Raw genomic sequence first — 18,455 nt, forward strand, 5'->3', positions numbered from 1 at the left:
GCGAGCGGCTACACATCAAGTACCTACCGCTGATTGGCCTCACTATCCCCTCCCACTGTGCTGCATCACATCCCAAGTATGCCCCCTCAATATCCGCACAATCCGCGCAAATAGCACCGCCCCTTGCAAGGGCTGCCAGATTCTCACAGTCAAACCAAACTGCTGTGAGCAATGACTGTATGGCATAGAGGAGAGCAGTGCCCATCAAAGAGATAAGCAGGAAGCAGGAAGCAGGAAGCAGGAAGCAGGAAGCAGGAAGCAGGAGAGATTAACTAAGACAGATGGTTTGCCAAACATCACTTAACACAGCAATCCGGCGGTTCATCATGGCGCCAATACGCTGGCGCCAAAAAAGAAAATGGCCGAGATATTATCTCGGCCATTCGTAGCTTGGTCAAAGACTCAAGCCAAGATATTACTCATATGCAACTTATTAGAAGTTGTACTGCAGAGCAACAGTCCACTTGTCGTCAGCACCTTCAATGCCATCGATGCGGTATTCGGTATAAGCTTTCAGCTTCGGAGTGAAAGCGTACTGAACACCCAACAGAGTATCTTTAACAAGCTTGTCGTACTCAAAACCAGTTTCACGAGCTTCAGCATAGTTGTAACCAGCCAGGAAGGTCCATGCATCTACGTTGTAAGAAGCTGCGAGCTCGTAGCCTTTACCGTCCACTTTGTTACCAGTGGTTTTGTTCTTGATTTCACCGTCGGTGTACATGCCGGCGAAGTAGAAGCCATTGATGCTGTAGTTTGCACTAACAGCCCACTCTTCTTTTTTGCCATCTTTCTGCTGCAGGGCATTGATGCCTTCCAAGTCAGAGTATGCATAACCAGCATTCAGACCCAAACCAAAATCAAATTTGTAACCCAAAGTGGTAGCGTAAGCGCTCTTACGCTTAACATCTTTGATAACAACTTCCTTGATATCACCACCAGCATCGGAGTCAATGAGGAACTGATCATCACTGGTCTGGTATGATACTTTACCGGTGAAACCACCGAAGGTGTTGGAGTAGATCACTTGACCTTCTTGACGACCGTCGTAGTAGTTACCGCGGCTACCCCACTCGTTGAAGATATCGGTCGCTTCCAGCACGTCGTAGAATGCGGTGTCAGTCTGACCGAAAATGATTTTACCGTACTGGGTTCCATCAAAGCCGGCGTAAACGTGACGGGCTTTAAACTTGTTGCTGTCAGAGTTTTCAGCTGCAACTTGCCACTCAGTCTTGGCGATAGCAGACCAAGTGTTGTTCAGAGCGACTTTACCAGACCAACCCAAGCGGGATGTACCTTTCAGCTCGCCATCAACATCTTTGTAACCAGATGCTGCTGATGCATCAGCTTTATTGGTTTCACCGTAGTAGTTAGCCTGTACACGGCCGTATACGTCGAAAGTGGTACCGTCTTTGTCATAGATCACTGCGGCGTTAGCGGCGGATGCAAACAGAGCCGGGATAGCAATAGCCAGAATTGTCTTTTTCATAGTTTCCAATGCCTACTGTAATTAAACACTAAGTTGTTGTTATTCCCTGTGTTAGCGATGTTCTTTGCATCACTATGCCGCCGAGACTAGCACCGGATTTTTTGAACCGCAATGAAAAAACTTGGAACTTTTTATGGAAACCATAGTCATGGAGACAAAAATGTGAGCCAAGTCTCACCTAACGGCAAGGCAAAAGGAAAACGTTTACAATGAATCCTGCTGATTATTTGGACTCAAATAGTTTGTTTTGCATGCAAATAACGCTAACTGCCTGATAAACAACCAAAGTGGTCTGATCAGCGTAAAACTGCCGTGATAATGGCTGTTGCCTCGACCTCACCAAGGGGTTGCGGGTATCCTTGTCCTTCGATTAACCCTTAACTGGCCTTCTCTTCATGCTCTCTACTCGCCTCAAAGCCACCATTCGTCAAACCTATCGCCAGATTTCGGATGGATTACCCGGTTTTGTGCCGCGCAAAGAGCAGAACTTTCTGGTGGCAGAGATAGCCAAAACCCTGACCGGCGAGTACGACAAACAGCGCCGTATTCTGGTTGCCGAAGCAGGAACCGGTATCGGCAAATCTCTTTCTTATGCGCAGGGTGCCATCCCAGTGGCGCGGCTCACCCAGAAGAAACTGGTGATCTCCACCGCCACAGTGGCCCTGCAAGAGCAGCTGATCCACAAAGACCTTCCTTTTTACCACCGCCATAGCGAGCTGCCGTTTCGCTTTATGCTGGTCAAGGGGCGTCAGCGCTACTGCTGCGAGCATCTGCTGGAGCAGGCAGCCAGTGGTGCCGAGATAGCCAACTTCGAGCTCGACTTTGGCAGTCTGAGCAAATCCAAGCCATCTGACAGCGACAAAGATCGCTACCAGGCCCTGTGGCAGGCCTACACCAATGGCAAATGGGACGGGGATCGGGACAACTGGCCGGAGCCCATTCCCGACACTTGCTGGGATCGCATCGCCGCCGACCGCCACACCTGCAACAAGGCGCTGAGCCATCACCAGCACTGCCCCTTTCATCGCGCCCGCAACGACATGGAGAGCGCCGATGTGCTGGTGGTGAACCATGCGCTACTGCTCTCCGATCTCACCATGGGCGGTGGCATCATTCTGCCTCCCCCCGATGAGTGCATCTATGTGCTGGATGAGGCCCATCACCTGCCCACCATCGCCCGGGATCACGGCGCGGCGTCGGCCAGCGTCAAAGGCTCACGTCGCTGGCTGGAGAAGCTGGTACAAAGTGCAGGCAAGCTGGCGCGGACTCTTAATAAGGAGAGCCTGCTCGACCCCCAACTCAAACTGCAGGATGCGCTGGCCTCCATCCAGCCCGATCTGAAGGCGGTCGAGCAGTGGCTCAGCGCCAACGATCGGCTGTTTGGCACGGAACCCCACTACCGCTTCGCCGAAGGGGTATTGCCGGATCCCCTGCCCATGCTGGCGGAGAATCTCAAGGAGTCGAGCAAGAAGGCGCTGCGAGCGCTGGATCGGATGCAAGGGGCAATAGGTGAAGCGCTGAAAGATGGCGAGATCCGCCGCAAGGAGGCTGAACCTCTGCTGGCAGAGAGCGGTTTTCATCTGCAGCGGCTGGAGAGTTTCTGCGCCCTGTGGGAGATGCTGGGGCGCCATGTGCCGACCGGTAAAACCCCGCTCGCCCGCTGGATGGCCAAGAGCGATGACGGCGATATCTGGCTGCACGCTTCACCGATAGAGGTGGGGTATCTGCTGGAGGAGTGGCTCTGGTCCAAGTGTCTGGGAGCCGTTCTGGTCTCCGCGACCCTCACCGCCCTCTCTTCTTTTAGCTATTTTCGCCATCAGGTGGGGCTCAAGGAGCACGACGGCACTCGCTATCTACGCCTGCGCTCCCCCTTTGATTATCAGAAAGCCGAGCTCTATCTGCCCAAAATGGAGCACGAACCCAACTCGCCGGCCTTTACCAACGAACTCATCAGCGTACTGCCACGTATTCTGGCGGGCAAGGAGGCGAGTCTGGTGCTCTTCTCCTCCTACCGCCAGATGAATGAGGTGGCTGTTGGCTTGCGAACCAAGGGACTGTCACTGCTGGTGCAGGGGGAAGCCTCCCGCAATGCCCTGCTCACCCTGCACAAACAAAAGTGCGATGGCGGTCAGGCCAGCATCCTGTTTGGTACCGGCAGCTTCTCGGAGGGGCTGGATCTGCCGGGTCACTACCTCACCAATCTGGTGATCACCAAACTCCCCTTTGCGGTGCCCAACTCGCCGGTCGAGGAGGCCACCGCCGAGTGGGTGGAGCAACGAGGCGGCAACCCCTTCCTGCAACTGACAGTGCCGGAGGCATCGCGCAAACTGATCCAGGCCTGTGGCCGCCTCATCCGCAAGGAGGCCGATCGGGGGCGGGTCACCATTCTCGACCGGCGTCTGCTGACCAAGCGTTATGGCAAGGGGTTGCTTGATGCCCTCCCCCCGTTCACACGTCGGATCGAATAAATATGTCAGCCTCTATTGATAAACAAACTGACAGCAGCGCGAACGTTGACCACCAGAAAGAGCCATTGCCGCAGTAGGCCAAACCTGTAAAAATGAGCCCCTGTTTTCAGTGGGCAATCGCCTGACTGTTCAAGGAGATGAAATGAAACTGACTGTTCTGGTACCGGCGCTGGCTGGTCTGTTGTGGGCCGGTAGCGCCCTTGCTGATGCCCAATTGGAAGTGACCAACCCGTATGTCGTCCAGCTTATCGATGGTCAATCCATCAACCCCAAGCTGCTCGACAAAACCAGCACCTTCCCCCTCTCTGCCGGCAAACACCAGTTGGTCGTCGCCTTTGAAGGCAACTACTCCAGCCGTAACGAAATCAAGTTGGTGACCGCCGAGCCGCTGGTGCTGAACTTCACTGCCGCCGACAACCAACAGCTGGTGCTGGACTATAAAAAACCCCGCAACGAAGCCGAAGCCAAGCAGTTTGTCAAAGATCAGAAAGTGGCGCTGAAAGACAAGGTCAGTGGTCAGCAAGTGAGCAGCGAACAGTTCGTGATGCCTAAAGTAGAGGGCTTCCAGCTGACCCGTGACTATCAGCAAGAGCTGATCAACATGGGTAAAGCCTTCAACCAGCCTAAAGCAGTGGCCGTCTCTTCTGCTGCCGTGATGGCTGCCGCCAGCGCACCGGTTCAGGTTGCCCCCAGCAAGGCTCAAAGCAATCCGGAAGCGCTGACCCAGTTGCAAAACTGGTACAACAAGGCAGATGCGGAAACCCGCAAAGCCTTCCAAATCTGGGTTATCCAGCAGCAATAAGCCGGACTGAGTGATTGACTGAAAGGGGAGCCAAGCTCCCCTTTTCCATATCCTGCGGTCTCACTCACGACGAGTCTTGATTTATGCGCTGCCACTTCCCCTTTATATAGGGAGTACATATATGGATTCATCTGCTGATTTCATATATAGAAAGCGCCACCTTGCCAGGGAGAATGGCACCATGTCGTTGCGCATTTTCTATCACCCCCTCTACTCCTCCCTGACGCTACCCGAGCGCCATCGCTTCCCGCTGGCCAAGTATCAGGGGCTGTTTGAACGCCTGCAGGTGCAGGGTTACCCCCTTGGCGAAGCACCGGCCGCAACTTGTGAGCAAATCTGTCGCATTCACGATGCCGATTATGTCGCGGCGGCCCTGAGCGGCCAGCTGGAAGATCGCGCCATCCGCAAGATCGGTTTTCCCTGGTCACCCATGTTGATGGAGCGCACCTTGCGCTCGGTCGGTGCCACTATTGCCGCCAGCCGCTATGCACTTGAGCAGGGCTGCGGCTTGCAAATCTCCGGTGGCTACCACCACGCCCATCGGGATCACGGCAGCGGTTTTTGTCTGTTCAACGATCTGGTGATTGCCGCCCAGACTTGCCTCGACGAGGGGCGCTGTGAACAGGTGCTGATCGTCGATCTCGATGTGCATCAGGGAGATGGCAGTGCGGCCCTGTGCGCCGAACGGCGCGATATCATCACCCTCTCCCTCCATGGGGAGCACAACTTTCCCCACAACAAAATCACCTCTCACCTCGACTTTCCACTGCCAAGCGGCATGACAGACGATGCCTACCTCACCACACTGCAACAGGCGCTATCGCTGGCGCTGCGGCTCTATTCGCCGGATCTCATCCTCTATCAGGCGGGCGTCGATGTGCATCATGCCGACGAGCTTGGTTATCTCTCTTTGAGCGATGAAGGGGTGCGCCTACGCGATGCCATGGTATTTGACTGTGCAATCAAGCATGGGTTGCCTGTCGCCGCTGTACCCGGTGGCGGCTATCGCCGCGACTGGCAGCAGCTGATCCCGCTTCATATGTCGCTGTTTGAGACGGCATGCCACCGTTTTGGCTGATGGCATGGCTTTATAGCGCGGACACGCCATGAGAAGTGGGCGGCACTTCACCAGATAAAACAGAAGAGGCGACCCCTGGGGTCGCCTCTTCGTGTTTCGTCATCTGGGTCACACAAGCTCGCTCGTTGCCAGGCAAGCTCGGGACGCCTGAGTATAACTATTTCTGACGCTTGCGGGCGTACTTGCGACGGGCGCGGGCCTGACGCTCCTCTTCCCGCTCGGCCTTCTCTTTGGCTTTTTGCTCGGCTTCTGCGGCGGCTTCGACAATCTCGACGCTCACCATCTCCGGCGTCTCCAGCGAGATGCGGCCAAGCAAGCCGGAGCGGAACTCGTTGATCAGGATCTCGGACGCCTTGTGCAGGTCGGCCAGCCCCCCTTTGCGCATAAACGCCCGCTGGCGGGCGATCATCTCCAGCAGCTCGATCTCGGTCTCGGGCAACTCATCAATCTGGTAGCGCGCCTTGATCCGCTCCGGATAGGCCTTGATGAAGTAGTCAGCGGCGAACATGGCGATATCGGCATAGTCGAACACAGTGTCTTTGATGGCCGCGGTGATGGCCAGACGATAACCGCAGGAGGGCGGGTTGAGCTTGGGCCAGAGAAAACCCGGGGTATCGGTCAGGATAACGTTGTTATCCAGCTTGATCCGCTGCTGGGACTTGGTCACCCCCGCCTCGTTGCCGGTACGGGCGATGATGCGCCCCGCCAGAGTATTGATCAGAGTGGACTTGCCCACGTTGGGGATCCCCATGATCATCGCCCGCACGCCGCGCAGCTCAAAATTGCGCTCCGGCAGCATCTCATGGCAGAGGGTCAGCAGTTGCTTGATCTTCTCCGGCTCTTGTTGTGTCAACGGCAGCGCCTTGATCCCCTTCTCTTTTTCCATGTGCGCCACCCACAGATCGGTGATCGCCGGATCGGCCAGGTCCGCCTTGTTCAGCACCTTGATCACCGGGGTATCACCACGCAGCTCGGGCACCAGCGGGTTTTCGCTGGAGAAGGGGATGCGGGCATCGAGCATCTCGATGATCACATCGACCTGGGGCATGACCTCGGCAATCTCTTTGCGGGCCTTGTGCATGTGACCGGGGAACCAGTTGATGGACATATCCGTTACTCTCTGTGGGGGCTGCGGGCGCGCGCATGGAACAACAGGCGCTCTGCCGCGGGCATCGAACGAAGGGGGCGCATTTTACCTGCTGCGGGCCTCTTTTGACAGGTCATTCTAACCATCACCTCATCAAATCAGCAAACCGCCGAGGCGGAGCAACCTTGCCGGAAGCGACCGGACCAACTGGCTCAATTGATAGATAACACATTGATATAGTGTAACATTTTCATCACTTTTTCACACAACCGTCACCGATAGTCAGTAAAAGTGTCATCTGCCCCCTCTAGGCTGCGCTCAGGTTTTACAAGGAGCGAACCCCAATGAGAAAAATGGCAGGACTTGCAGTGATGATCGGCGCCGCCCTGGCTGCCGGCTGCAAATCAGACAATGACACGGTGGCGACCAAGCCCGCAGCCCAACCCACCAACGTCATCTTTTTCCTCGGCGACGGCATGGGCCTCAACACCCTGACGGCGGCCCGCATCTACGGTGTCGGCGAAGAGGGTGATCTCACCATCGATACCCTGCCAGAGACGGCCTTTATCAAGACCTTCTCCCATGATGCCCAGGTCACTGACTCGGCCCCCTCCATGGCGGCCTACATGACCGGGGTCAAGAGCAACAACGGCGTCATCAGCATGGACGGCGACGCCACCTATGAGAGCGACTGCAGCAAGAGCGCCGGCAAGCCGGTGACCACCCTGCTGGAGCTGGCCAAAGCCGATGGCCGCGGTACCGGTGTGGTAACCAGCACCCGGGTAACCCACGCCACCCCGGCGGCTACCTATGCCCATATCTGCAACCGGGATCTGGAAGCGGATATCGCCGTCCAGCTGGTACCGGGCGGCAAAGGCTACAACAGCGCCCTCAAGGAGGGGCTGGATGTGGTGCTCGGTGGCGGCAGCAGTTTCTTCCTGCCCAAAACCGACAAGGGCAAGCGGGAGGATGGGCGCAACCTCATCAGCGAAATGCAGGCCAAGGGCTACCAGTTTGCCAGCAATCTGGATGAGCTGAACAAGGCCGATGCGGGCAAGCCGCTGCTGGGACTGTTTGGTTCCAGTCACATGAAATATGACCTGGACCGCCCTGCCAGCGAGCCGTCACTGGCCCAGATGACCCTGGCCGCAATCAAGCAGCTCAAGGGCAAGGAGAAGGGTTACTTCCTGATGGTGGAAGGGGGCCGCATCGATCACGCCCTGCACGACACCAACGCCAAACGGGCACTGCAGGACACCCTCGCCTTCGACAACGCCATCAAAGCCGCTATCGACGAGGTGAAAAAGAGCGACCCCGAGCTGAAAAACACCCTGATCGTGGTCACCGCCGACCATGACCATACCCTGGTGCTCAACGGTTACGCCAAGCGTACCGGTAAGACCACCGCCAGCAACCCCGGCGTACTCGGGCTGGTGAAGAACTACGAGACGGGCGAACCGAGCAAGGATGGCGACGGCATGCCCTATACCATCATCGGTTTTGGCAACGGCTACAACCGGGTGGATGGCCCGCGCAGCAGCGTCGCCCCGCTCGACGATGCCACCGTCTCTGCCAATGACTACCACCAGGAAGTGGTGGTCAAGGTGGGCGAGATCGGCAACGAGACCCACGGCGGCACCGATGTCTTCCTCGGCGCCATCGGCAAGGGGGCTGACAGCTTCCATGGCTCACTCGATAACACCGCCGTGTTCGGCAAGATCAAGGCTGCGGCCAAGCTGTAAGGAGCACTTTCATGAGCAAACAGATGAACACATCCATCAAGCACACGCTGGTCTGCGCCGCCCTGTTCAGTGCGCTGGGCGCAACCTCCCAGGCACAGGCCGGTGATGCCAAAAACGTCATTCTCTTTATCGGTGATGGCATGGGCCCCACCGTGCTCACCGCCACTCGCCTGTTCAAGGTGGGGGAAGAGGGCAATCTGGAGATGATGAAGCTGCCGCGCACGGCTCGCATCAAGACCTTCTCCAACGATGCCCAGACCACCGACTCGGCCCCCTCCATGGCGGCCTACACCACCGGGGTCAAGATGAACAACGAGGTGATCGCCATGAGCAGCGACACCAGGGCCGTCGCCCCCGGCAAAGATGTCAACGGCAACAAAACCGTCAACAACTGCAGCAGCGATAACGGCAAGCCGGTGCCCACCATCCTGGAGCTGGCCAAGGCGGCGGGCAAATCGGTCGGGGCCGTCACCACCACCGAGCTGACCCACGCTACTCCGGCGGCCACCTACTCCCATATCTGCCATCGGGATGCCGCCTATGACATCGCCGCACAGGCTGTTCCGGGAGGCGCTGGCTTTAACAGTGCCCTCAAGGATGGAGTCGATGTGCTGATGGGCGGCGGTGCCAACCACTGGACCCCCTACAGCGCCAGCAACAAGGGCGGTCGCAATGACAACCGCGACCTGACCGCCGAGATGAAAGCGCAGGGGTACAGCTATGTCACCACCCAAAGCGATCTGGCCAAGGTCACCAGTGGCAAGCTGCTCGGTCTGTTTAGCAGCAAATCCCACCTCGACTACGAGCTGGATCGGGTCGCCAAGGGGGCAGCCAACACCCAGCCGTCGCTCTCCGAGATGACCGCTAAGGCGATCGATCTCTTGAGCCAGAACAGTCAGGGTTACTTCCTGATGGTCGAGGGGGGACGTATCGATCACGCCCTGCATGGCACCAACGCCAAGCGAGCCCTCACCGATGCGGTGGCACTGGACGAGGCGGTCAAGACAGCCCTCGGTAAAGTGGATCTCAGCAATACCCTGATCGTGGTCACCGCCGACCATGACCACACCATGACCATCAACGGCTACGCCGCCAAGGGTAATCCGGTGCTGGATCTGGTGAAAAATGGCGACGGCTCGACCCAGAACGATGTGGATGGCAAGCCCTTCACCACCCTGGTGTTCGGTAACGGCCCCAACCGTGCGGACGTGCGCCCCGCCCTCACCAGCGATCAGGTGATGGCCAATGAGTACCTGCAGGAGACCGGCGTCAAGCTGGCATCGGAAACCCACGGCGGCGGCGATGTGATGCTGTTCGCCGATGGTGCCGGCAGCAACCGCTTCAAGGGCACGCTGGATAACACCAAGGTGTTTGGCAAACTGCGGGAGGCGCTCGGCCTGTAAGCAGCTGGGGCCCGGGAGCAGCGGAGCAATCGGTTCAGCGGCCCGGGCCCCGGCTCTTTCGAGCGACAGATGATGATGAGATTTCTGCTTTCGTTATGGCTGCTTGGCAGCGCCCTCGCCTTCCCCCTTCATGCCGACGACACGCCCCCAGATCTCGCCGCCCGGATCAGCTATCACGACCGGGTCACCGGCAGCGATGGCATCGCCAGAGAGAGCGTCTGGCAGGAGAAGTGGCTGCGTGTGGGCAATCAGGTGTGGAGCCAGCGGCTCATTCCCCTGCCCCTTGCCCGTGCCTATCACGCCACTCACGATGCCACCCCCGGCCACAAGCACTTTACCCACCAGATGGCGGCCCGCTGGGTGAGCCGCAGTGATGAGGGTGAACTTCAGTTGCGTTACGCCGATAGCTGGCACAACCAGCTGGTAGAGGTGCCGGTGGAAGAGTATGGCCAGGTGGCCTTCAAACCCGACTGGCCACGGATCCGCCATCTCGTCAACCCGGCGCTGATCGAGGGGATGACCCCGCTGGATGAGGCTGCCCCCGAGCAGGCCCGCTGGTATGAAAAGCGCGAAGGGCAGCAACGAACCCGCATTCTCTGGTCGAGTCGCTGGCAGCTGCCGCTGGTGGTGGAGTCGGCAAGCTTCGATGGCTATCGCAGCTACCGGATGGAGGTGACCCTAAAAACGCTGCCCAAGAATTTGCCTTGGCAACAGCTGGAGGGGTATCAGACGCTCGATCTGCGGGACTTCTTCGATTGAAATGAGGCTCCATAGCGGGCTGACTTGTCTCTGCGGGATGTTACACTATGTGTACTCATCCCGGATCAGGTCTGCCATGCGAATTTCCACTCTCCTGCTACTGTTCTCCACCCTGCTTTTCACCACTGCCGAAGCCCATGCTGTAGTGGTTATCGCCGCCGAGATCCCGCCTTACGTGATCCGTTCTCACCAGGGCGCCCCGAGCGGCATGGCCATCGAGGTGCTGGAGGAGGCGGCCCGCCGTCTCAAAGAGCCACTGACCATCGAGCTGATGCCGCTGGCTCGCGCCCTCAGCCAGACCCAGCACCGGCAGGATGTGCTGTTGGTGCCACCGGTGAGGAGCCCCCAGCGTGAGCCGCTGTTTCTCTGGATTGCCCCCTTGCTGGATGAGGCCTTCGTACTGGTGACTCATCGCCGGCACCATCCCCAGCCGCTGACAATCGGTGAGATGCCCGGCCTCACCATCGGCGTGATGCGCAGCTCCTATGGCCAGAGCCTGCTGCTCCCGTTCAAACGGATCAAACAGGAAGAGGTGGCCGAAGAGGTCAACAACGCCAGCAAGCTCGCTCGGGGCCGCATTCAGGGCTGGGCGGTGGCCTGGAACAGCGCCCGCTACAACCAGCTGCAGGCAGGCTTGCCGCTGGCGGATCTGGTTCGCGGCGAAACGCTGAAACAGGCTGCGCTCTACCTGGCGGCCAGCCCCCATTTTCCAGCCAAAGAGGCAACACGCTGGCGCGACACCATCGCCGCCATGCGTGATGACGGCAGCCTGGCCCGCATCATCAAGCAGTACGATTACCAGGCACCCTGACAAACTTGTCAGGATAATTGCCAAAGCCGTCCAGAATGGTTATGGTAGCCCCATGAAAAGATTCACTATTTCCTCTCACAAGCTCACACCCTGCTGAGCCCCCGCCTCGCTCCTTCGGCCGCGAGTCGCTTGGGGGCATGGCACTTTCTCGATCTCTCGACACCCTTGTGATGGCCAGCCTGCGTGAGTGGGCCTGGCCCTGTAAGCTATTGATAAGGATTATCTTATGAAACAACCGCATCTCGTTATCTCCAGCCTTGATCTGGATCGGATTGAGCAACTGCTCGGCAACCATCCCCAGCACCTTGCCCTGCAAGAGGAGCTGGATCGCGCCGAAATCCGCGAGCCGGCCGATATGCCGCCCGATGTCGTCACCATGAACAGCAAGGTACGCTTCAAGATGCAGAGCAGCGGCAACGAGTTCTGCCTCACCCTGGTCTACCCGCGCGATGCCAAGGGTGACGAGACCAACATCTCGGTACTGGCACCGGTGGGCAGCGCCCTGCTCGGTCTGAAAGTGGGCGACAGCATCGCCTGGCCGGGCCCGGCCGGTCGCACCATCGAGGTGGAGATCCTTGAAGTGGTCTATCAGCCGGAGCGTGCCGGCGAGCTGCACCGCTGATCCCGGTTGCGGGCAGGCCAACCCGGGAGGCCAGCCCGCACAGCCTGATCCCGATCAAGCTTCCCCTGCTTATCGGGTCGATTTTCCCCCTATTCCCCCCGCCCCTTGAGCCTGACTCGGGGGGCAGGTATCTTGTTGGCCGCGTCATGGTCATGACGCACCGAATTTCAGGCTGACATCATGATAAAAATTGCCCTCATCGACGATCACCAAATCGTCCGTTCCGGTTTTGCCCAACTGCTCAATCTGGAGCCCGACCTGCAGGTGGTCGCCGAATTTGGCTCCGCCAGCGAGGCGCTGGCCGGCCTGCCCGGCAGTGGCGCCCGCGTCTGCGTCTGCGACATCTCGATGCCCGACCAGTCGGGGCTGGATCTGCTCAAGCAGCTCCCCTCCGGTCTGGCAGTGGTGATGCTCTCGGTACACGACAGCCCCGCCCTCATCGAGCAGGCGCTGCAAACCGGTGCCAAGGGATTTCTCTCCAAGCGCTGCAGCCCGGACGAGCTTATCGCCGCGGTGCGCACCGCAGCGCTTGGCGGCTGCTACCTCACCCCCGACATCGCCCAGAAACTCGCCAGCAGCAGCCGGGATCCCCTTACCAACCGGGAGCGGGAGATTGCCCAGCTGCTGGCGCAGGGGCTGGAGGTGAAGAGCATCGCCGAGCAGCTTGGCCTCTCCCCCAAGACGGTGCATGTGCACCGCGCCAACCTGATGGACAAGCTCAAGGTCAGCAACAACGTCGAGCTGGCCCACCGCATGCTGGATAGCTGGTGATCCACCGTCTTGCCAGCTATGTCGCCATCACGCTGGCGGCCTGCTTCATCTTTGCCGCCGGCTGGTTTTGCCTCTGGAGCATCAGCCTGCATCTGGCGGGCGGCCCGGCACTGGCGGTGCTGCTGTTCCCCTTCGGCCTGCGCCTCGGCCTGCTGCTGCAAAGTCCCGGTCGCTACTGGCTGCCGCTGTTGCTGTGCGAAGGGGGGCTGCTCTACTGGATCAATCTGGAGGTTGGGCTGCCCCACTGGCAGTGGCTGCTGACTGGCAGCCTGCTCACCCTGCTGCCGCTGCTGATTGCCCGCCGCCAGCCGGTGCGCAATGACTGGCAGCAACTGCTGTTGCTGCTCGCCACCGTCTCGGTGGCAGCCCTGCTGCAATCCCTGCTCTGGCATCTGGCGGGAGAAGATGGCCTCTCGGCCCTGCTGCTCAGCCTGACCGGCGGGCTGACGCTGACCTCCACTTGCATGCTGATCTGGCACTACCTCACTCGCGCCACCTGGGTGCCGCTGGGGCCTGCGCTGGTGGATCAGCCGGTAGAGTGGCGCTTTCGCCATCTGGTCTGGTATCTGCTGCTGTTCGTATTGAGCCTCTGGCTGCAACTGGGATTGCCCAACTCGCTGGTACGCTTCACCCCGTTTTGTCTGGCCATCCCCATCATCGCCATGGCGTGGCGCTACGGCTGGCAGGGGGCACTGCTCGCCACCCTGATGAACACCATCGCCCTGCTGGCCAGTCAGGCCTGGCACGATCACCCCCTCGATCTGCTGCTCTCCCTGCTGGCCCAGAGCCTCACCGGCCTGCTGCTCGGCGCCGGGATCCAGCGCCAGCGCGAACTCAATCAGGCGCTGACCCGCCAACTCGCCCACAATCGCCAGCTCACCGAGCGGCTGCTGGAGACCGAGGAGAGCATCCGCAAGGAGGTGGCGCGCGAGCTGCACGATGATATCGGCCAGACCATCACAGCCATTCGTACCCAGGCGGGGATCGTTCGCCGCCTCGCCCCCGATAATGCCGGTGTGGGCCAGAGCAGCGCCCTGATCGACACACTGTCGCTCGGGATCTATGACGCGGTGCGCGGCCTGCTCGGGCGGCTGCGCCCGCGCCAGCTCGACGACATGACTCTGGAACAGGCGGTACGGGCACTGCTGAGGGAGCTGGAGCTGGAACGTCACGGAATCGTCACCCGTCTGGAGTGGCAGCTGGCGGATGGGGATCTCTCGGATGCCCAGCGGGTCACCCTGTTTCGGGTCTGTCAGGAGGGGCTCAACAACGTGGTCAAACATGCCAACGCCCACTCGGTCACCATTCGCGCCCTGACCAGCGGCGAGCAGTTGCAACTGGTGCTGGAAGATGATGGCCGCGGTCTGCCGGAAAGCCGCCCGCAACAGGGCTATGGCCTGCTCGGCATTCGCGAGCGGGTACAGGCGCTAGGGGGCAGTTTGCAACTCTCCTGCATCCACGGCGCCCAGCTGACGGTCAATCTGCCCAGTCGCAGACGGGAAGAGAGTCATGGCTAATCACCACCAGAGGGCCTGCCTGTGCTGAGTTTTATGAGAAGCGCGCCGCCCCGGCCCCTTATCCGGGATCAGGCCGAGATCGATGCCACCTATCGCCACTGGCGGCTGCACCTGCTGCTGACCATGTATCTGGGCTACGCGGTCTTCTACTTCACCCGCAAGAGCTTCAACTTCGCCATGCCAGACATGCTGGCGAGCGGCATGCTGGACAAGTCCGACATCGGCATGCTGTGGACCCTGTTCTACATCACCTACGGCTGCTCCAAGTTCTTCTCCGGCATCATCAGTGATCGCGCCAACCCGCGCTACTTCATGGGTGTCGGACTGATGGCCACTGGCGTCATCAACATACTGTTCGGCCTCTCGTCGGCACTCTGGATGTTTGCCGCCCTCTGGGTCGCCAACGCCTTCTTCCAGGGCTGGGGCTGGCCCCCCTGCTCCAAGCTGCTTACCAGCTGGTATTCGCGCACCGAGCGCGGCGTCTGGTGGTCGGCCTGGAACACTGCCCACAACGTCGGCGGGGCGCTCATTCCCCTTATCGTCAGCACCATCGCTCTGCAACATGGCTGGCGCTACGGCATGATAGTGCCCGGCCTTATCGCCATCATCGCGGGATTGTTCCTCTGCTGGCGGCTGCGGGATACCCCGAGCGCCATGGGGTTGCCCACGGTGGGCGAGTGGCGCAAGGATGCCATGGAGCTGGCCCAGCAGACTCAGGATGCGGGGCTCTCCCATCGCCAGATCCTGCGCAAATATGTGCTGGGCAACCCCTATATCTGGCTGCTCGCCTGCTGTTACGTACTGGTCTATGTGGTGCGCACCGCCATCAATGACTGGGGCAATCTCTATATGACCGAGCAGCGCGGCTTCAATCTGATGAGCGCCAACTCGGCCATCTCCATGTTCGAGGTGGGAGGCTTTATCGGTGCTCTGGTGGCAGGCTGGGGATCGGACAAGCTGTTCAACGGCAACCGTGGCCCGATGAACCTGATCTTTGCGGTGGGGATCCTGCTGGCGGTGGGATCGCTCTGGCTGATGCCCTTCTTCAGCTATGTGATGCAGGCGGCCTGCTTCTTTACCATCGGCTTTTTCGTGTTTGGCCCGCAGATGCTGATCGGCATGGCGGCGGCGGAGTGCTCCCACAAAAACTCGGCGGGAGCGGCTACCGGCTTTGTCGGTCTCTTTGCCTACATGGGGGCGGCGCTGTCGGGCTATCCGCTGGCCAAGGTGATGGAGATCTGGCACTGGAACGGCTTCTTCGTGGTGATCTCGGTGGCGGCAGGCGTCTCGGCCCTGCTGCTGCTCCCCTTCCTCAAGGCGCAGGCACCGCGCCCCCAGCCTGCCGAGATAACGTAATACCGGACTGAACGGGAGTTATACCTCCCGACCAGCCTGACAGACCCGGTTCTTGCCTTGCCGCTTGGCGCTGTAGAGCGCATGGTCGGCCTGAGTGAACAGAGGGTCAAAGTGCCACTCCCCTTGCCAGTGGGAGAGTCCCATGCTGACCGTGATGGAGAGGCCGCCCATGTTGCGGTTCGCGACCTCCTCCAGTAATCCCTCGCAGCGCTGCAGGGCCAGCACGCCGGGCTGCGAGAAGAGCAGCACAAACTCCTCGCCACCGAAACGACTGCACACCAGATCGGGCTGACTACCCAGATAGGCACCGAGCTCGGCCAGCACCCGATCACCCACCTCATGGCCATGCTGGTCATTGATCTGCTTGAAATCATCGATGTCGAGCACGGCCAGCGCGCCGCCGTCACCCAACTTTTGCTCCTTCAGCTGCTCCATAAAGCCGCGCCGGTTGAGCAGGCCGGTGAGAGGATCGTGGCTCGCCTGCTGGCGCAGCGCCAGCGCCCGGTATTGGGTACAGAGCAGCAACACCCCGAAGGTGGAGAGATAACTCCCCATCAACATGGAGAGGAAGGGCAGCACATTGACCCCGCTCTTATCCATCAGCATCTGTACGTTGTCCTGCCAGAGGAACCAGAGCCGCATCAAGTAGAAGGCGTAGAGCAGCACGTTGACCAGGGTAAAGACCATCACCGCCGGCAGATAGTGGGGGTAACCGTGGCGCCAGACCAGATAGACGATCACAGCACCCAGCACCATGTAACTCAGGCAAGCCAGCAACACCCGGGATGCCATCCCCCCCTCCACAATGCACCAGCTCAGAAGCAGCAGATAGACCAGCATGAAGAGCCCCCCGGCACGCCAGTTCGGGGGCTGTCCGAAAAAGCGCTGCAGCGCCGGCGGCATCAACACAATGCAGAGCGTGATCAGGGTATTGGCCAGCCAGATGCCGGAGGGGCTGGGGAAAAATGCCTGTAACGAGAAAAGTATCTGGGCCACCAGCGCACAGAGACTGGACCACCACCATAACCCGATGCCCGGGATCTCCCGGTGAGTCGACCAGATAATGGAGAGCGTGATAAACCCGAGGCTATATCCCCCCAATGCCATCACCATCAGGGTAAATACATCCAGCTTCAGCAACAACGAGACATCCATATCAAAACCAGGCAGAGGGAGGTAAGTGAGTATATGAGAACCGTTTGCCAAGACCCAGAGACCCTGACTGTTTTCACAATAAAAACATATTGTTCGTCTGTTTTTCACACCACCAGATAACTCACACCATTCCGCTATAGCAGGTTTGAGATATGCAAGAAAGATAAGCCCAACCAGAATAAAGCCACATACGAGCCCCTCTCTATGTAACAAAATGTCTTGGGGATAATTTGGGCTTGAACCCACTCAATTAGATAGATATGTTGTTTTCGTGTGATTTTATGAATGAAGCCATGAGCAATAAATGTCTCTAACCTGTTGAGTCTTCTGACACAATCTGTTTTTGGTACATTTTTCACTCAACCACTATTCATAGCATCTCATATGGGGCTTTTGTCCCGCTCAAGACATTCATCCTGTCTTGCCTGTTGCCGGATGCAGCAGTCTCTTGTGCCACGGAGTCGCACGGGATCAGGTTCAAGGCCGAACACACCACCGACAGAGACGTCACTTATGATCAAAAAACTGATTCTTTCTACCCTGCTGTTTTGCGGGATCGCCACGGCGGCCCCGACCCCAGCCCCTACCTCCACCCTGGATGCCGTGCTCGAACGCGGCGTGCTGCGAGTCGGCTTTGATGCCGGCTATCAACCCTTCGAGATGACCAACAAGCAGGGCCAATACATCGGCTTTGATGTGGATCTCGCCAAGATGGTCGCCAAAGAGATGGGCGTGAAGGTCGAGTTCGTCAACACCGCCTGGGATGGCATCATTCCGGCGCTGCTGACCAACAAGTTCGACGTCATCATGGGCGGCATGACCGTCACTCCCCAGCGCAACCTGCGGGTCAACTTTGCCGATCCCTACATCGTGGTCGGCCAGACCATAGTCCTGCGCAAAGAGAAGGCGGGCGAAATCAAATCCTTCAGCGACCTCAACGACCCGAAATACAAGATCGCGGTCAAGCTCGGCACCACCGGCGAGCAGGCAGTCAAGCGCCTGATCCCCAAAGCCACCCTGCTGCAGTTTGAAACCCAGGATGACGCAAAGCTGGAAGTGATCAACGGCAAGGTCGATGCGTTCGTCTATGACCTGCCCTACAACGCTATTTTTGCCTCCCAGAATCAGGGCGCCGTGGTGCACCTCGACAAGCCGTTCACCTTCGAGCCGCTGGCCTGGGCCATCCGCAAAGGGGATCAGGACACCCTCAACTGGTTCAACAACTACCTGCGCCAGATCAAGGGCGATGGCAGCTACGACCGTCTCTACAAGAAGTGGTTCGAATCCAACGCCTGGCTGAACCAGCTCAAATAACCTCAAAAGGGGGCGCCTTGCCGCCCCCTCTCGCAACACCCCACACAATAACGAGAAGAGGTTGTGACTGTGCACACACCCAAA

Annotated in this window: 15 protein-coding genes; 12 read left to right on the top strand and 3 right to left on the bottom strand. The window is 58.9% G+C overall.

Annotated features, from left to right (window positions below; genetic code table 11):
• Window positions 1–433 precede the first annotated feature (433 nt).
• The gene (locus ACTG2W_RS05115) at window positions 434–1,486 is read right to left on the bottom strand and encodes a porin (protein WP_139459781.1); all 1,053 of its coding nucleotides are present in this window, start codon (window positions 1,484–1,486) and stop codon (window positions 434–436) included.
• 395 nt (window positions 1,487–1,881) lie between these two features.
• On the opposite strand from ACTG2W_RS05115, the gene dinG reads away from it, so the two are divergent.
• From dinG to ACTG2W_RS05130, 3 genes are all read left to right on the top strand, one after another.
• Window positions 1,882–3,954: an ATP-dependent DNA helicase DinG gene (gene dinG / locus ACTG2W_RS05120; protein ID WP_106843134.1), complete on the top strand. Its 2,073-nt coding sequence runs from the start codon at window positions 1,882–1,884 to the stop codon at window positions 3,952–3,954.
• A 142-nt stretch (window positions 3,955–4,096) separates the two neighbouring features.
• Complete coding sequence (locus tag ACTG2W_RS05125; protein ID WP_106843135.1) at window positions 4,097–4,756, top strand: YccT family protein; 660 nt, start codon at window positions 4,097–4,099, stop codon at window positions 4,754–4,756.
• A gap of 181 nt (window positions 4,757–4,937) precedes the next feature.
• The gene (locus ACTG2W_RS05130; protein WP_106843136.1) at window positions 4,938–5,834 is read left to right on the top strand and encodes a histone deacetylase family protein; all 897 of its coding nucleotides are present in this window, start codon (window positions 4,938–4,940) and stop codon (window positions 5,832–5,834) included.
• A 157-nt stretch (window positions 5,835–5,991) separates the two neighbouring features.
• Here ACTG2W_RS05130 and ylqF read toward each other — a convergent pair whose 3' ends face one another.
• Window positions 5,992–6,942: a ribosome biogenesis GTPase YlqF gene (gene ylqF, locus ACTG2W_RS05135; RefSeq protein ID WP_005334061.1), complete on the bottom strand. Its 951-nt coding sequence runs from the start codon at window positions 6,940–6,942 to the stop codon at window positions 5,992–5,994.
• A 323-nt stretch (window positions 6,943–7,265) separates the two neighbouring features.
• Here ylqF and ACTG2W_RS05140 point away from each other — a divergent pair, with 323 nt between their 5' ends.
• The 8 genes from ACTG2W_RS05140 to ACTG2W_RS05175 all read left to right on the top strand — a co-directional run bounded on the left by ACTG2W_RS05140 (window position 7,266) and on the right by ACTG2W_RS05175 (window position 15,902).
• Window positions 7,266–8,663, top strand: coding sequence for an alkaline phosphatase (locus ACTG2W_RS05140; RefSeq protein ID WP_440016082.1), 1,398 nt, complete (start codon window positions 7,266–7,268; stop codon window positions 8,661–8,663).
• A gap of 11 nt (window positions 8,664–8,674) precedes the next feature.
• Window positions 8,675–10,066: an alkaline phosphatase gene (locus tag ACTG2W_RS05145; protein ID WP_106843138.1), complete on the top strand. Its 1,392-nt coding sequence runs from the start codon at window positions 8,675–8,677 to the stop codon at window positions 10,064–10,066.
• A gap of 72 nt (window positions 10,067–10,138) precedes the next feature.
• On the top strand, window positions 10,139–10,825 hold the full coding sequence (locus ACTG2W_RS05150) for a hypothetical protein (protein ID WP_440016540.1): 687 nt from the start codon (window positions 10,139–10,141) through the stop codon (window positions 10,823–10,825).
• A 76-nt stretch (window positions 10,826–10,901) separates the two neighbouring features.
• Complete coding sequence (locus tag ACTG2W_RS05155) at window positions 10,902–11,636, top strand: substrate-binding periplasmic protein (protein WP_439988807.1); 735 nt, start codon at window positions 10,902–10,904, stop codon at window positions 11,634–11,636.
• Between the two features lie 226 nt (window positions 11,637–11,862).
• The gene (gene rnk, locus ACTG2W_RS05160; protein ID WP_041209885.1) at window positions 11,863–12,258 is read left to right on the top strand and encodes a nucleoside diphosphate kinase regulator; all 396 of its coding nucleotides are present in this window, start codon (window positions 11,863–11,865) and stop codon (window positions 12,256–12,258) included.
• Window positions 12,259–12,438: 180 nt separating this feature from the next.
• Entirely contained in the window at window positions 12,439–13,029 is a 591-nt protein-coding gene (uhpA, locus tag ACTG2W_RS05165; RefSeq protein ID WP_323936022.1) for a transcriptional regulator UhpA, read from the top strand.
• Window positions 13,026–14,546 carry a signal transduction histidine-protein kinase/phosphatase UhpB gene (uhpB, locus tag ACTG2W_RS05170; RefSeq protein WP_440016083.1) on the top strand — a complete coding sequence of 507 codons (1,521 nt, stop codon included), beginning with the start codon at window positions 13,026–13,028 and terminating at the stop codon, window positions 14,544–14,546. The genes uhpA and uhpB overlap by 4 nt, the downstream gene beginning before the upstream one ends.
• Before the next feature lie 21 nt (window positions 14,547–14,567).
• Window positions 14,568–15,902, top strand: coding sequence for an MFS transporter (locus ACTG2W_RS05175; protein ID WP_047439233.1), 1,335 nt, complete (start codon window positions 14,568–14,570; stop codon window positions 15,900–15,902).
• An 18-nt stretch (window positions 15,903–15,920) separates the two neighbouring features.
• On the opposite strand, the gene ACTG2W_RS05180 is transcribed toward ACTG2W_RS05175, so the two are convergent.
• Window positions 15,921–17,057, bottom strand: a complete 1,137-nt coding sequence (locus tag ACTG2W_RS05180; protein ID WP_440016084.1) for a GGDEF domain-containing protein — start codon at window positions 17,055–17,057, stop codon at window positions 15,921–15,923.
• Between the two features lie 513 nt (window positions 17,058–17,570).
• Between ACTG2W_RS05180 and ACTG2W_RS05185 the strand changes: the two genes are divergently transcribed.
• Window positions 17,571–18,371, top strand: a complete 801-nt coding sequence (locus tag ACTG2W_RS05185) for a transporter substrate-binding domain-containing protein (RefSeq protein WP_162517391.1) — start codon at window positions 17,571–17,573, stop codon at window positions 18,369–18,371.
• The last annotated feature ends 84 nt before the right edge of the window (window positions 18,372–18,455 follow it).

The organism is Aeromonas sp. 96A (assembly GCF_051919165.1).
GTDB lineage: Bacteria > Pseudomonadota > Gammaproteobacteria > Enterobacterales > Aeromonadaceae > Aeromonas > Aeromonas veronii.

Coding starts and splice junctions, on each gene's coding strand:
- ACTG2W_RS05115 (WP_139459781.1), bottom strand. CDS start 1,486: ATGAAAAAGACAATTCTGGCTATTGCTATCCCGGCTCTGTTTGCATCC.
- dinG (WP_106843134.1), top strand. CDS start 1,882: ATGCTCTCTACTCGCCTCAAAGCCACCATTCGTCAAACCTATCGCCAG.
- ACTG2W_RS05125 (WP_106843135.1), top strand. CDS start 4,097: ATGAAACTGACTGTTCTGGTACCGGCGCTGGCTGGTCTGTTGTGGGCC.
- ACTG2W_RS05130 (WP_106843136.1), top strand. CDS start 4,938: ATGTCGTTGCGCATTTTCTATCACCCCCTCTACTCCTCCCTGACGCTA.
- ylqF (WP_005334061.1), bottom strand. CDS start 6,942: ATGTCCATCAACTGGTTCCCCGGTCACATGCACAAGGCCCGCAAAGAG.
- ACTG2W_RS05140 (WP_440016082.1), top strand. CDS start 7,266: ATGAGAAAAATGGCAGGACTTGCAGTGATGATCGGCGCCGCCCTGGCT.
- ACTG2W_RS05145 (WP_106843138.1), top strand. CDS start 8,675: ATGAGCAAACAGATGAACACATCCATCAAGCACACGCTGGTCTGCGCC.
- ACTG2W_RS05150 (WP_440016540.1), top strand. CDS start 10,139: ATGATGAGATTTCTGCTTTCGTTATGGCTGCTTGGCAGCGCCCTCGCC.
- ACTG2W_RS05155 (WP_439988807.1), top strand. CDS start 10,902: ATGCGAATTTCCACTCTCCTGCTACTGTTCTCCACCCTGCTTTTCACC.
- rnk (WP_041209885.1), top strand. CDS start 11,863: ATGAAACAACCGCATCTCGTTATCTCCAGCCTTGATCTGGATCGGATT.
- uhpA (WP_323936022.1), top strand. CDS start 12,439: ATGATAAAAATTGCCCTCATCGACGATCACCAAATCGTCCGTTCCGGT.
- ACTG2W_RS05180 (WP_440016084.1), bottom strand. CDS start 17,057: ATGGATGTCTCGTTGTTGCTGAAGCTGGATGTATTTACCCTGATGGTG.
- ACTG2W_RS05185 (WP_162517391.1), top strand. CDS start 17,571: ATGATCAAAAAACTGATTCTTTCTACCCTGCTGTTTTGCGGGATCGCC.